Source organism: Pseudomonas lijiangensis, assembly GCF_018968705.1.
In the GTDB taxonomy this organism is placed as follows: Bacteria; Pseudomonadota; Gammaproteobacteria; order Pseudomonadales; family Pseudomonadaceae; genus Aquipseudomonas; species Aquipseudomonas lijiangensis.
On the sequence record NZ_CP076668.1, the window covers coordinates 1,218,844 to 1,233,826 of the forward strand.

At 54.6% G+C, this 14,983-nt stretch carries 10 protein-coding genes; 6 read left to right on the forward strand and 4 right to left on the reverse strand.

What is annotated here, in order from left to right; all coding sequences use genetic code 11:
* Positions 1 to 105: 105 nt before the first annotated feature.
* Entirely contained in the window at positions 106 to 3,636 is a 3,531-nt protein-coding gene (locus KQP88_RS05350; RefSeq protein ID WP_216705039.1) for an AAA domain-containing protein, read from the forward strand.
* A gap of 51 nt (positions 3,637 to 3,687) precedes the next feature.
* Here the strand turns inward: KQP88_RS05350 and KQP88_RS05355 are convergent, their stop codons facing one another.
* The 4 genes from KQP88_RS05355 to KQP88_RS05370 all read right to left on the reverse strand — a co-directional run bounded on the left by KQP88_RS05355 (position 3,688) and on the right by KQP88_RS05370 (position 8,677).
* A complete protein-coding gene (locus KQP88_RS05355; RefSeq protein WP_253950551.1) occupies positions 3,688 to 4,539 on the reverse strand; it encodes an alpha/beta hydrolase in 852 nt (283 codons plus the stop codon).
* A 44-nt stretch (positions 4,540 to 4,583) separates the two neighbouring features.
* Positions 4,584 to 5,375, reverse strand: coding sequence for a TSUP family transporter (locus tag KQP88_RS05360; protein WP_200995116.1), 792 nt, complete (start codon positions 5,373 to 5,375; stop codon positions 4,584 to 4,586).
* An 82-nt stretch (positions 5,376 to 5,457) separates the two neighbouring features.
* Entirely contained in the window at positions 5,458 to 6,537 is a 1,080-nt protein-coding gene (locus KQP88_RS05365) for a hypothetical protein (RefSeq protein WP_216705041.1), read from the reverse strand.
* Positions 6,538 to 7,075: 538 nt separating this feature from the next.
* Entirely contained in the window at positions 7,076 to 8,677 is a 1,602-nt protein-coding gene (locus KQP88_RS05370) for a hybrid sensor histidine kinase/response regulator (RefSeq protein WP_216705042.1), read from the reverse strand.
* Positions 8,678 to 9,015: 338 nt separating this feature from the next.
* Here KQP88_RS05370 and KQP88_RS05375 point away from each other — a divergent pair, with 338 nt between their 5' ends.
* From KQP88_RS05375 to KQP88_RS05390, 5 genes are read left to right on the forward strand one after another with little or no spacing between them, the layout of a single operon-like run.
* Positions 9,016 to 11,307, forward strand: coding sequence for a type VI secretion system Vgr family protein (locus KQP88_RS05375; RefSeq protein WP_216705043.1), 2,292 nt, complete (start codon positions 9,016 to 9,018; stop codon positions 11,305 to 11,307).
* Positions 11,304 to 12,908 carry a hypothetical protein gene (locus KQP88_RS05380; protein ID WP_216705044.1) on the forward strand — a complete coding sequence of 535 codons (1,605 nt, stop codon included), beginning with the start codon at positions 11,304 to 11,306 and terminating at the stop codon, positions 12,906 to 12,908. Before KQP88_RS05375 ends, KQP88_RS05380 begins: the two co-directional genes overlap by 4 nt.
* Positions 12,905 to 13,858 carry a PoNe immunity protein domain-containing protein gene (locus tag KQP88_RS05385; RefSeq protein ID WP_216705045.1) on the forward strand — a complete coding sequence of 318 codons (954 nt, stop codon included), beginning with the start codon at positions 12,905 to 12,907 and terminating at the stop codon, positions 13,856 to 13,858. The genes KQP88_RS05380 and KQP88_RS05385 overlap by 4 nt, the downstream gene beginning before the upstream one ends.
* A gap of 8 nt (positions 13,859 to 13,866) precedes the next feature.
* The gene (locus tag KQP88_RS25375) at positions 13,867 to 13,998 is read left to right on the forward strand and encodes a hypothetical protein (protein ID WP_260406495.1); all 132 of its coding nucleotides are present in this window, start codon (positions 13,867 to 13,869) and stop codon (positions 13,996 to 13,998) included.
* Between the two features lie 11 nt (positions 13,999 to 14,009).
* Positions 14,010 to 14,951, forward strand: a complete 942-nt coding sequence (locus KQP88_RS05390) for a PoNe immunity protein domain-containing protein (RefSeq protein ID WP_216705046.1) — start codon at positions 14,010 to 14,012, stop codon at positions 14,949 to 14,951.
* The last annotated feature ends 32 nt before the right edge of the window (positions 14,952 to 14,983 follow it).

Here is a 14,983-nt window from a genome sequence, read left to right on the forward strand (position 1 = left end):
ACAGGCATGGGGTTTTGTACCTGGATGCTGGTTAAAGGCTATATGGCATCATTTGCTTGTCTGTTAAGGTTCTGCCCCACCAATGGATCAATATGAATCAGGACGATGAACGAAGACGCTCTCAAATTCGCCAAATACTGGCGCAACTCTCTGGTCGATGCCGAAAATGGTAGCGGTGGTCTCAAACCTGATGGTCTGACCGATCATATTCGCCTTCCGTTCGAGGCTTTGCAGTCAGGGTATCTAGGGAGCGAAACCGTCGAATCCCTGTTCAAGGATGAGCCTGAGCGATCCCAGAGTATTGAGGTCACTATTCGGCCCTGGGTTTTCAGGGCGCGACTTGAGCACGGCAAAGTCCGCAGCGGCATGCATGCGATAGTGACGCCACTGATCGGGCATGTGCGGGTCAATCGCCACGGGCAACTTTTCCCGACCGCCAACACCGTCATACCGCGTGACATTCTCGACCCATTGGAGTCGGGCAGTTTCTCGCTGGGTGATGTCGCCGATGTGGATACCTTTCTGGCAGTCAATACGCTACCGGCCTTTGAGCCGCCGGAAGACGGCCAGGTGGCAGATGCCGATGAGTATGCCCGGCAATGGGCTGCCTACCTGCAGTTCTGTGAACACTTTCTAGAGGAGGTCAGCCCTGGCTGGCTGCAAGGCGACAACGGTTATGAGCGCTCGAATGAGTGGTGTCTGTTCAAGGAGGAAAAGATATCCGGGGCCAGCCAGCATATTGTTCGTCTGTACGATCACATACGTGATACGAAACCCGGCAGTGCGCTCTTTGAACGTTATGCCAGTCAAGTCACTCTTGCTCCCGAACCCTGTCTGCTGAAAAGCGCAGGTTTTGCAGCGCGTCTTGGGCATGCCAGCGATCAATACGCTCTGGCCGATGAGCAACGCGATGCGCTGGCGCATTTTCTGGCATCCCGCCACGGCGATATTCTGGGTGTGAACGGGCCGCCCGGCACCGGCAAGACAACGCTGCTGTTATCCGTGGTTGCATCTCTGTGGGCCGAGGCGGCGCTTGCTCAGGCCGAGCCTCCGGTGATTGTGGCCAGCTCCACCAATAACCAGGCCGTGACCAATATTCTCGATGCCTTCGGTTCGGATTTCGCCAAGGGTGATGGCCCTTTTGCCGGACGCTGGTTGCCGGATATCGACAGTTTCGGGGCCTATTTTGCAAGCGCATCTGCCAACCCTGAAACAGTACGCAAGTATCAGAGCCAGAGTTTCTTTGCCAAGACCGAATCCTCGGCCTATCTGACGCGTGCACAAGGCGAATGGTTGAGCAACGCGGCGTTGGCCTTTGCGGGCACTGCGCCGCTCACGGTCGATGTAGCCGTCAAACAGTTGCATCAGGCACTTGAGGCCCGCGCCAACGAGCTGAGGGTGATCGAGCAGTCATGGGATGCGCTTGTCAAGGCTCGTGAGGCACTTCGAGCCGAATGGGGCGATGACCCCGATGCCGGTATCGAACGTGCGCGGACGGCGGTACAGACGCTCAAGGCCCAGAGCGCTCGATTCAAAGCCCTTGAAACCTCATTGCGTCAGTATCTGGCCGATGAACCTCTGTGGTACGTGCTGTTTGCCTGGATCGCGCCCGTACAGCAAAAACGTCGGCTGCGGGCTTGCCTGCATATCGAGCGCAGCCACCTCGATCCGCAGACTTCAGAGCCTCTGCTCAGTGAAGAGCAACTGGAGCAGTTGTCATCGCTGAACAAGGTGTCGGCAATCAGTGATGCCCTGGTGGCCTGGCATAAGGCTGTTAAAGAGCAGGTCGTCACGCAGGAAGCCAGAATCGTCAGTGCTCAAGCCCTGCTGCAGGCACGGCAGCAATGCCTGACAAACTGGCAGAGAGCATTGCTGCCTCTGGAACTGCCTGCCGATGCGGTCACCGACGACATGACGCTCAGCGAGTGCGATGCACTGGCCGACACCCGCATACGCTTCCCGATTTTCCTGTTGAGTACCCATTATTGGGAAGGGCGATGGCTGCTTGAGCTTGAGCAGACCTTGCCGGATATCCTGAAAAACCCCAAAGCCAATGGCCGCAAAGCTCTGGAGAAACGCTGGCATCGCTGGATGAAGCTGACCCCCTGTGTGGTGTCGACCTTCTTCATGTTGCCCAGCTATCTGAAAGGCAGCAAATATAACGGCAGTGGCTACGACGATGACTACATGTACGAGCTGATCGACCTGTTGATCGTCGACGAGGCCGGTCAGGTCCTGCCGGAAGTGGCGGGGGCCTCCTTCGCCCTGGCCAAAAAAGCGCTGGTCATTGGCGATACGCTGCAAATCGAGCCTATCTGGTCGATTCCCGATTCGGTGGATATCGGCAACCTGATGAGCGCCGGGCTGTTGCCACGGGTTGGCGTGGACCAGGCTTATGAAACACTCTGCGCCACCGGTGTCAGTGCGGCCTCGGGCAGCGTGATGCGCATTGCCCAGAATGCCAGTCGCTATCATTACGACCTCGACATGGACCGCGGGATGTTCCTCTACGAACATCGTCGTTGCTACAACTCGATCGTCGATTACTGCAATGCCCTCTGCTATCAGGGCAAGCTGGTGCCCAGACGTGGTGAAAAACCTCAAGGCGGATTACCGGCACTGGGTTATCTGCATGTGGATGGTATTTGCCAGCAGCAGAACGGCCGGAGCCGGATGAACCGTCTGGAGGCAGAAACCATCGCGCAATGGCTTGTCGCCCATCGCTCGCAGCTTGAGGAACGTTATGGCCAAAAAGAGCTGTGGGAGATCGTCGGGATCATCACCCCCTTTGGCGCTCAGTCCCAGGCTATCGCCGAGGCATGCGATGCCAGCGGTATCAAGACCGGCAAGGGCGATGGCGAGCTGACCGTGGGCACCGTGCATTCCTTCCAGGGCGCGGCGCGCCCCGTGGTGATCTTTTCGGCGGTGTATTCCAAGCACGCCAATGGCGGTTTCATCGACCGCCGCTCAAGCATGCTGAACGTCGCAGTCTCCCGCGCCAAAGACAGTTTTCTGGTCTTCGGCGACATGGACCTGTTCGGCATGGTGCCTGAAACCAAGCCGCGAGGCCTGCTGGCTGAATACCTGCTGCGCGACCCTGCCAGCGAACTGGTATTTCAATACCAGCCGCGCAAGGACCTGCAGACTTCTCGCTCAACCTTTAGCCATCTGACCAATGCACCGGCCCACGATCAGTTCCTGCTCAAGACCCTGGCGACTGCAACACGCGAAGTGCACATCGTTTCACCGTGGATCATTTTGCAGCGCATCCATGACATCGGTGCCTGGCAAGCCATGACTGACGCCGTGGCACGTGGCATCAAGGTGAAGGTTTATACGGATCGGGATTTCAATCTTCGTGCAGGCTGGGAAAAGAATCCGAGTGAGGCGCTCAGGCAGGCCCTGCAATCATTGCGAGGTCAGCAGATCGAATCCCATGTCGTGCGCAAGGTGCATAGCAAAATCGTCATGGCCGATGATCAGTTACTGTGCATGGGGTCATTCAACTGGTTCAGCGCAAATCGCGGCAGCGGGGCCAATTATGAAACCTCCATGGTGTATCAAGGACCTGATGTGGCGAGCGAGATAGGCACCCATCGGCAGAGTCTCGCTGCACGTATCGACCCTGTGCATTGAGGCCCGTGCTTGCGGCTGTCCGGAATCCGCTTTCTGGCTGCCGCCGTCCGGTTAGTGGGGCGGGTGTCGAACGCACCGGTTATTCAGAAAACCTGAAATCTCCTGCGCCAGTTCCCGCGCATGTTCCGGGTTACTACGAAACCAGGCCGAAACAGCATGATCGCATCCGGGCAGCACATGCTTTTTGAAAGCGTGAGGGCGCAGGTGTTTCTCGATAGCCTCGATCACTTCATAAGGAATCGGGCTATTGATAATGCGCTCGTGCGGTGTGCCCTGATCTATTGTCACTGTTCCGGCCGATGTACCCGCCACGTTGCCGAAGGCCGTGGATTCAAGGCCATCAAACTCTCCGATCACCAGCATCAGTTCTCCCTCGAACTCATTCAGGAATTCAAGGGACGATGAATCAAGAAAGCTATACGGAACTGAAATGACGCTTTTGAACGGCTCGCCAAATGGCTGTTGATAAGCGGCATCCGAATACAGAGCCGGGCAGAAAAGGATGATTTTCCTGACACTGGCCTTGTGGGCTTCAGCCACTTTCAGGGCCAGTGCTCCGCCCAGACTGTGGCCGATCACCGTGTCGAAACCTGTGCCCAGGCAACTGGCAAACCGCAGGGCTTCTTGCAGGTTATTGCCCAGTGAAGTGTCTGGCAGCTGGATATCGGTTGTCGTGTTATGCCCAGAAAGATTGAAACTCAGACTGGCAACGCCCGACGCCTGCAAAGGATAAAGAATGCCATTCAGTTTGCTGTAGTCCGAGCGGGCACCATGAATGGCCAGCACCTTTGGCAGTGCATCTGGCGATGCGGCATTTGCGAGGATTCGGCCTTCAAGTTCATAACCCTCGAAGGCCTGTGAAAAATAACGGGCAGGGCCTGTCGGCGTTTCATCGAACTGCAACCGGGATCGAATTCGAGAGCGGTGAGATAACGCCGACAGATTGATCATAACGAAGCCAGTGTGTGAATGAAGGCAACTCGCAACGGGTTGGTTTCCACGCTCAAGAGTTTAATGGCCAGCGCGCAGCACACCACCACCAACATGGGCTTGATCAACCGTGGCCCGACCCGCACTGCGGCCCGCGCACCCAGTTGTGCGCCAGCAAAAGCCGCCAATGCCATGGCAATCGCTATCGGCCAGACAATCACGCCTTTGGTGATAAAGACCGACAAGGAACCCAGGTTGCAGGACGCATTCGCCAGTTTGGTAAAACTCATGGCCCGCATCATGCCCAGGCCGCAGAGCAACACGAAACCGACAATAAAGAACGAACCGACACCTGGGCCAAATATACCGTCGTAAAAACCCAGGGCAGGTGCCACGGTAAAAGAGAACAGCAGAATGCCGATTCGTTTACGGCGATCTTCATTGCCGATCTTTGGCGAGAACGCAAAATAAAGCGCAACCAGAATCAGCATTACCGGCACGCAGACTTCCAGATAGCGTTTGTCGATAGAACTGACCAGCAAGGCACCACTGGCCCCGCCGATAAATCCACAGAGCACCAGAAAGCGACCTTCCCGCCATTCGATCATGCCTTTACGGGCAAAAGTGATCGTTGCCGAAACGGTGGCCGAAGCAGCCTGAAACTTGTTCGTGGCAATTGCACTGATAGGGTCGACGCCCGCCAGAAACAGCGCCGGCAAAGTGATCAGCCCGCCACCTCCGGCAATTGCATCAAAAAAACCGGCGCAAAAAGCCACAAGCGCCAACATGCCAATCAAATCCCAGGCCATTACATTTCCTCATTACCCATACAGGCCAGCCATCTGCATGGCTGGCCGTTCAAGACACCCGACAAGACCGGGTGCAACGCAATCAACCACGCAACAACAGCGGGTCCTCTGAAATAATCAGAGGGGCAGAGAATTTGGACAGGCCAAATATGCGCACCAATACTCGCCGGTTGTCCTTGATGACATCCCGACAATGCAAAGCCCGAATGTTATTGATGACCATTGCCGATTCCTGGGTCAGTACATATTCACAAGGCGTGGCTTCTTTAATGCCTTCGCAAAGCGCGGAGTAAGCCTTTTTCACAAAGGGCGAAGCGTTTTCATTGACTGAAAAACGATACGAGTTGAAGCGGGCTGCGAAGCCGACTTTATTGTCGAACTCCAGAATCGACACCCCGCGACCGTCTTCGCCTTTGCCGCTGACAAAAGAGTCACTGCGGGTGAACTGGAAACTGCCGGTGGTCAGCGCCAGGCAGTTCGTGACGCCGATCTTGTCCAGCACAGGCGGGAGTGGAATGACGGTGGTCGGCTCCAGACTCGGGTTCCACAGGGCCGAAAGGATCAGCGAAGACGGCGAGGGTGAATGTCCGTCCCGGGCGTTCACGGCACACCAGTAAGGGGCTTCGGTATGAGGCCCGAGCGCCAGGCCCGAATGGGAACTCAGCTCCTTGACCTCTGGCTCGTCGGTGATTCTGGTCAAGCCTCCGCCTTTGAAGTTGGCGACCAGACGAACCAGTTTCCCTTCGTTGTCCATGTCATAGGCAAAGGAGCTGTTATCCACCAGCTTCAGCAGGATCTGGTTGCGGGCGGCCATGCACAGCACGTCGTGCCGATCTTCCAGCGCTGCCAGCTCCGGCAACTCATCGGGTGGGCTGTCACTGCTGATCCTTTGCAGGCCTTCGAATATCAGCAGCGAGATAAGACCATCGGAGTAGGCAAGCAGAAGTTCTGATTGCTCTTTCGACATCGAGAACTTCAACTCAGTGGCCGCGACAGACGCCTTGGCCCTGGCACCCGCTGCCTGCGGCCCTCCAATGGCCGCCAACTCTTCGCAGAACGTATGCAGCAGTGTTGACTGCTGAACATCAAAGCTGAACGTTCTGACTTCCTGATGGGCGAGAGAGATAACGGATTCGGTACTTTGTTTTATAGCGGTGGTCATGTGTGACATCCCTGTGGTGCTTTGCACCTTTTTTATTGTTTATAGGCACTGCTTGAACAACAACGCACAAGGCCCTGCATATCAAACGATGCATGGCTTCAGGTTGATGCAAATCCATGAAGTTTTTAAAGGCACAGATATGCCGCTGACACGTTCAAAAGCGAAGTGCCTATCAATGCCTGTGTTACGCGCAATACGTAACGTGCATGGATTTTTTCTAGCGTAATCGGAGTGCTCGCAGGGAATGGCAGAGCAAGAGTGACGGGTGCGGCAGTGCTGTGTGTGCTTGAGGGCGCATATAGGAAAACCTGGCAGATTGTTTTTATTTTGATTTTCTGTAGCGAGTCTTTCAAAGTGGGTCGGGAATATTGAAACTTCCCGGGGCAGTTAATGACCCACTGAAAAACGCGCCGAGATTAACATCAAAATAATGGCCAGCAAATTATTTTGATAAGGCTGTCCTTTTGGCCGTGACAGGCGAACGTCATGGAAGGGATATTCGGTGCCTGTTGCACACAGCCGCAACAGGCACTGTCACTCAGGCTACGCCGTTGGGACCGTCGAGCACCTGACGTACTTTTCTGGCGAGATCGTGAGGCATGCAGGGCTTGGACACCACTTCAAACTCGGTCCCGCCCAGGTCCGTCCGCTCGATAGAGCTTTCGGCATAACCTGTGGTCAGCAGCACCTTGATTTTCGGGTAGCGCCGTTTCACCTCCCTGGCCAGCATCACCCCGTTCATGCCGCCCGGCATGATCAGGTCGGTGAAGAGCAGGTCATACGTCTCGCCGCTTTCAAAACGCTTCAGCGCTTCCCGGGCATTGAGCACCATGTCGGTGACGTAGCCGTAATCTTCCAGCACCATCTTGGCCAGTTCCGCGACGTCGGGGCGATCCTCGACGATCAGAATGCGCTCGCTGCCGGATTTGCTGGTAATCGGCTTGGCGTGGTCATGAACACTGATGCTGGCATCATCCACAGGGAAGTAGAGACGCAGGGTGGTCCCGACATCCTCCTCGGAGTAGATTCGCGCGGCTCCGCCCGATTGCTTGGCGAAGCCATAGACCATCGACAGCCCAAGACCGGTGCCCTGGCCTTCTTCCTTGGTCGTGAAGAACGGGTCCATGACCCGGTCGCGAATGTTGGGAGGCATGCCGATGCCATTGTCGGTGATCGAAATGCTCACGTAGCTGCCCGGCAACAGGCCGTCATAAGAGACGCTGGCCAGATCCTTCACGATGATATTGCGCGTTTCGATGAACACCCGACGGTCCTGCCTGCCAATCAGCGCATCCCGTGCGTTGATCAGGATGTTCAGCAGAGCAACTTCGGCCTGGCTCGGGTCGAGGCGGCAGTTGAAAAGGGCGGGCTCAAGGCTGTACTCAACCGGCACTTCTGCGCCGAAAGTACGCTCGATCAAAGCCTCCATGCCCGTGACCACCTGATTGAGGTTCAGCACCCGGCCTTGCAGCTTCTGCTTGCGGGCAAAGGCCAGGAGTTGCTTGGTCAGGGTGCTGGCACGGTCAACGGCCGACTTGGCGTGCTCGACGCTTCGCTTGATGCGAGGGACATCGATGTTGGACTTGTCGGTGGCTGAGTCGATCAGGCCGATATAACCCCCCATGACCTGCAACAGGTTATTGAAGTCATGGGCAATCCCGCCGGTGAGTTGACCCAGGGCTTCCATTTTCTGCGCCTGACGCAAGGCATCCTCAGCGTCACGGCGACGGCTGACATCCAGTTGGGAGGCGAAAAAGTAAACAAGATCACCGTTGTCATTGAAGACTGGCGACATGAACAGGGCGTTCCAGAACGACGAGCCGTCTTTCTTGTAGTTCAGGATTTCCGTCGCGATGTCTTGCTTGTCTGCAATGGCCTGGCGCAAGGCGGCGACAACTTCGCGATCCGTTTCCGGTCCCTGCAGAAAGCGACAGTTACGGCCTACGATCTCTTCGGCTGAATAGCCCGTCATCTCGAGAAAAGCCTGATTGGCAAAGATGATCGGATTGTCCGGGCGATGAGGGTCGGTAAATATCATCGGCATCCGGGTGGTTTCGACGGCTGCAAAAAAGATATCTTTTTGTGGATGAGAGATATCACCCGTTACCAGGTTATTCACCCGGACTTTACTATCGCTCACACACCCACCCTCAACGCTCGGCCACACCAGTGAATCATAAGAGCGTTATCTTACCTGTTCGGTTCCGGAGGGTTATATACGGTAGGGCAAAAGAGTGGGGTAAGTGATCAGTCAAGGTCAATAAATCACTTTGTGGGAGGCAGCTTGCTGGCGACTTCAGCGTACGACGCAGAATATCTGCCAGTTTCAGGACTTTTTCGCCAGCAAGCTGCCTCCCACAAGTTTTGTTTGATGAGTGCGCGCAGGGGCATGGCAGGCAAGTGGTGGCCCTCTTGAAGGCTTGGCAGTCTTCCTGCACCATCCTGCACTCTGTTATTTCACTGGATGAAATTCACGGCATGCTGGACGCAAACGCTACCCATATATCCTTGGCGCTCGAAGGCGTTTCCACCGATCTGCAAGTCCTCAGCTTCATCGGTCGCGAAGCCCTGAATCAGCCCTACCGTTTCGATATCGAACTGGTCAGCAGCCGTCCTGATCTGAAGCTCGAAGAACTGCTGCACAAGCGCGGCAGCCTGACCTTCGGTGCCACGGGAAAAGGCCTCATTCATGGTCTGGTCTACCGCATCGAACAAGGCGACTCCGGCAAGAAGCTGACCCGCTACAGCATCAGCCTTGTCCCGCAACTCGCCTACCTGCAGCACAACCATGATCAGCAGATCTTCCAGCACCTGACGGTGCCAGAGATCATCGCTCAGGTTCTGGAGGCGCGAGGCATTCTGGCCGATGCCTACCGCTTTCAACTCGGTGCGACCTATCCCGAGCGCGATTACTGTGTTCAGTACGACGAGTCCGACCTGCATTTCATCCAGCGTCTGTGCGAAGAAGAGGGCATTCACTTCCACTTCCAGCACTCCGCCAGCGGCCACACGCTGGTGTTTGGCGACGACCAGACGGTGTTCCGCAAACTCGCCCCCGTGAGCTATCAGCAGGATTCCGGCATGGCGGCCGAAAAACCGGTCATCAAGCGCTTCAACCTGCGCCTGGAAACCCGCACCACCCGCGTCAGCCGTCGCGACTACGACTTTGAGAAACCGAGCCTCCTGCCCGAAAGCAGCGCCAAGAGCGGCTTTTCACCCGACCTTGAAGACTACGACTATCCCGGCCGCTTCACCGACCGTGCCCGTGGCAAGCAACTGGCGACCCGCGCCCTGGAGCGCCATCGCAGCGACTACCAGCTCGCCGAGGGCAAAGGCGACGAGCCGACGCTGGTCACGGGCCACTTTCTGGCCTTGAGTGAACACCCGCGAACCGAGTGGAACGACCTCTGGCTGCTGCAGGAAGTCATCCACGAAGGCAAGCAGCCGCAAGTGCTGGGCGAAAACATCACCAGCGACGTCACCGACAACAAGGACGACTTCCACCAGGGCTACCGCAACCGCTTTCTGGTCAGCCCGTGGGACGCCCATTACCGACCGCCACTGGCCCATCCCAAACCCCTGACCATCGGCAGCCAGAGCGCCATCGTCACCGGACCAAAAGGCGAAGAGATTCACTGCGACCCGTACGGTCGGGTCAAGGTGCAGTTCCATTGGGATCGTGAAGGGCAGGCCGACGACAAGACCAGTTGCTGGCTGCGGGTCGCCACCGGCTGGGCTGGCAGCGCCTATGGCGGCATCGCCATCCCGCGAGTCGGCATGGAAGTGCTGGTCACCTTCCTTGAAAACGACCCCGACCAACCGCTGATCACCGGCTGCCTATTCCACAAGGAAAACGTCGTCCCCTACGACCTGCCAGCCCACAAGACCCGCAGCACCTTCAAGACCCTCAGCTCACCGGGCGGCAAGGGCTACAACGAGTTTCGCATCGAAGACAAGAAAGGCGCGGAACAGATCTACCTGCACGCCCAGCGCGACTGGGATGAAAACATCGAACACGACCAGAAGATCCGCATCGGCAACGAGCGCCACGACACGGTCGAAGCCAACACCTTCAGCGAATTCAAGGCCGAAGAGCACCGCATCACCCATCTGGACCGCAAGACCGAAGCCCGTGCCGACGACCACCTGACCGTGGGCGCCACCCAGCACGTGAAAGTGGGCACGGGGCAGTTCGTCGAAGCCGGGACGGAGATTCACTACTACGCGGGCGACAAGGTGGTGCTGGAAGGCGGCATGGAATTCACGGCCAAGGCAGGCGGGAGTTTCATCAAGATTGATGCCGGTGGTGTGACTATCAGTGGGGCGCAGGTGAAGACCAATTCGGGTGGGGCGCCGGGGGCCGGAGCCGGGCTTGGAATTCTGGCTCCGCTGATTCCGGGCCTCGCCGCTGCCGACAGAGCCGGGCAATTGATGAAAGCCGCCAAGGCCAACCCGACCTGGCTGGAGCTGAACCTGCATTACGACAACCTTGAGCCGGTGCCCGGCGCCTCCTATCGTGTTGAGTTTGCCGATGGCTCGACCCGAGAAGGCGTACTGGACGACGACGGATTTGCCCGCCTGGAAGACGTCCCCAAAGGCCCGGCCAAGGTGTATTACGGCGAAGACCCAAGGCCGTTCAACCGCGAAAGCGTAGCGGTTGTTCAGAGCTCGGACGAAAAGGTGAATGAAGATTTACGCAAACTCGGCCTGGACCCGGATCAGGTTGATTTACAGGCATTGGTGGAAAAAGCTGCAGGGAGGCTGTCATGAGTCAGAAAGGAGCCGCGGGCGCACACAAAGGTGATGACGACCGTAGCGCGGCCTATCAGGAAGCCGCTGTTGAGCTGGCCAAAGGTATCGCGCTGGGTGCCGTACCGTTTCTGGGGCAGGCCATCGATGCCTACGACACCATCGAATCCTCTATCGTTCTCTACAACGCAGAAACGACCGATGGCAAGGAAGATGCGCAATTCGATCTGTTGATGGCCGTCATCGGCTGGATCCCGGGGCCGGGTGACGGCCTGAAGAAAAGCCTGCGAATCGTCAACAAAGACCCCCAGCGCTACGCCCCGGTGCTGTTCGACCTGCTGCGCTTCGTACTGCAGGAATGCGGCATCAAAACCAGCCCCGAAGAACTGCTCAAACAGGTCTTCGATGCCGGAAAACTGCGCACCGAACTCGACGACATCATCACCGGCGTCAAGGGCTCGTCGACCTTTCAGAGCCTGCCCAACTGGGCTAAAACCTCAGTCGTCACAGTCCTCGCGGCATCTCGGGACAACATGCCAGCTATGGTGGGGATTGTTGAGAAGCGGCTGGTGAAGTGGAAGGGGATGCAGCGTAATAGCTCGGCGGCTTCTTCTGGATCAAGTCTTCCGAAAAGGGCAGAAAAGCCAGCGAGTAAAGACCCGACCGTTGCGACGCAGGGTATGGATGATCCCAGCGCAGGCCATTCAAATAAACCTGCGAATGCCCAATTAGGCATAAAAACTTCCGAGATTCTAAATGAAGGACTTGGAGTCTGTGGCGAACATATTGCAGACTATATTTGTGCGGATACTTTTGGGTGGGGAAAACAATGGGATGGACACGATAAAGGGGGCGATGGGAAGTGGTTAGGTAAAGAACCAAGTAGCACCATACTTGGGAAGCTTTCAAAAGGCGGCAGTCCCAAAAAAAGACATGCACTTTATAAATTAACTGATGGTGCTAATGGTGTAGGGATTGATTCAATTTGGCGAGCAGATCCGGAAAATAATAATGGCAAAAATTTTGCTATTGTCGAAGCCAAGGCTAGCAAGAGAGAAGATGCTCCGAAATTCTTGCAGGTTGCAGACTCTAAACCAAAGATTGCCTCAAAGCTAGGGCTCTCAGGAATAGTAGATCCTGTCGAATTACTTGAGCCCATCCTTGATGCTGAAGGCAGTTCAGTTGAGTCACCAAGTAGAAAGTCTGGCGGAAAGACGGGAGGGAAAATGGGCGGAAAATCAACCCAAGTCGAACCCAAGAAAAAGCCTGCTGAAAACGGCACCAAGTCTGGATCCAAGAAAAAATATTTTGTGCAAATGAGTCGAGTCTGGATTGAAGAAAAACTATCACTTGCAATAAGCGATATACTTTTAAAAGAGGAGGTTATGAAATCATATAGCCGCCATCTTTTCTTTACCCCTCTTTATCATCCAAGCAAAAGTCCCAAAGACCATGCAGAAGCACAATTGGCAAACTCTGCCGAAACTGCTCATCGTGAGCATGCAGCCTTTCACTACGACGAAGAGGAAGTGCGCGTAGCCGTCAACAAACGGCTGGCTTCGCTCAGAAATAAATTTGGCAACTTGGTTATTCTGCAAGAAGAGGGTAAGCAAACAGCATGAATAGACGACAAAAATTCATTTTTGATTCTTACTATCAAAAATCCATAAAGCTTTACGATGAAACAGAAGCACGCTGGATAGGTGAAACGATGCAGGCTGACTCTCCTGCTCAAGAGAAATCACTGCGCACCAAGTATTTTAAAGGGGCGGCATTTAATGCTTTATTGATAAGCTACACTGCTGGCGAGTCAATAAGTAGCCTTGTTCCTCGCCTTGAAAAACTCATAAAGAATTATGAGATCTTTCAACAAGCACTTGCTGATGAAGAGGGTGAGCCTGATATTTCTCCATTGGCTATCGATGACTGGCCCGGACAGTATGAAGAGTGTCTGCAAGTTATTAGTCTTTGCGTATTGTTGCACCGTACAGATTTATTGAATCGCTTTGTCGTATTGCTGGATCGTGCAGGGTATGCACATGAAGATACTCTTTATGAAGATTTGCTTCGTAAGCATTTGCCTGACCGTGCGGATCTGGACGAGTGGTATCACGAACTCTATACACCGCTTATCAAAGCTATTTATGCAGAAGACCCAGAAGAGGCTAGCGACTTACTAAAACAATATTGCAAAGAATGGTATCCGGCCTTCAAGAATTTGCAAACTAACTGGCATGATAGTCATTTGGATATTGAAGACGACAATGGAAACTATGTCGGCTATTGGGCTTTTGAGGCTGCCGCTGTTGCCTTCTTGTACGGCATAGACGATAGCAAAATAGACCATATGGTTTATCCGAAGGACTTGGTCGAATACGCAAGAAATTATCAACCTGCCAATGAAACTCAAGTTACCCGCATAGATGCCGGCCAACCCTGCAGCAAAACCGGCTACTGGTTCACCCCAGCCCAAGCCAACTCAAGACGCCATTTCCAGCAAGGCGAAATCATGCCGCGCATCAGCGACTCGACGTGGGGGGATACGATTTGGTACTGGTCGGGTGAGAAGTGACTCTCTTTATGACTGCTGTTCGAGGGTGTCACCAATTGCTCAAACAGGTCTTCGATGCCGGAAAACTGCGCGCCGAACTCGACAACATCATCACCGGCGTCAGCCAGAAAGTACGACGAACCAGTGTGCTTGAAGGTTGAGGTGTGACGATATGGAAAAAAGACAAAATTTTTTCAGTCAGGAACACTACAGTAATTTTTTGAGAGAGCATGATGAAGTAATAGAGTTTTTTAAAAAGAATATCTTTCAGTCTGACTCTCCTGAAGAGGAGGCAGCTCTTCGCTCAAGGTACTTTCAAAGTCTTGCATTGGACAGGCTTCTGGCCGCTTATACCGCAGGAGAGAAAATAGTTTCTTTACTGCCCCTCCTTGAGGAGCTGATTGAGAAATACGAAACTCGTCAAAAGGCGTTGGCTGAGTATCAGGGGTTACCAAAAATATCTCCATTGGCAATAGATGATTGGCCGAATCAATACGAAGAAGCAGTTCAGGTCATCAGTTTGTGCATACTTTTGCATCGTACTGATTTATTACCTCGCTTTGTGAAACTCATAGACGAGGCGGGTTATGCAGGGGATGACACTCTCTATGAGGCCTTGTTGAGTAAGGTGATGCCTGATCGATATGATGTGGATCAATGGTATCACGATGTTTACACGCCTCTTATTCAAGCGATCTATGTCGATAGTAAAGAGGAGGCATCAAAACTCTTGAAGAAATATTGCCAACAATGGTATCCGGCCTTTAAACAAGCTCCTTGGCACGATACCCATCTCCAGGGAGAGGACGGAACATACGTGGGATACTGGGCTTTTGAGGCAGGAGCCATTGCATTTTTATACGGCATAGACGACAGCAAAATAGACCATATGGTTTATCCAAAAGACTTGGTCGAATACGCAAGAAATTATCAACCTGCCAATGAGTCTCAAGTTGCCCGCATAGATGCTGGTCAACCCTGCAGCAAAACCGGCTACTGGTTCACCCCCGCCCAAGCCAACTCAAGACGCCATTTCCAGCAAGGCGAAATCATGCCTGACATCAGCGGTTCAAGCTGGGGCGATACGATTTGGTACTGGTCGGGTGAGAGTTAATACGCAGCATTTTCAATGGGCGCGCAACCTCG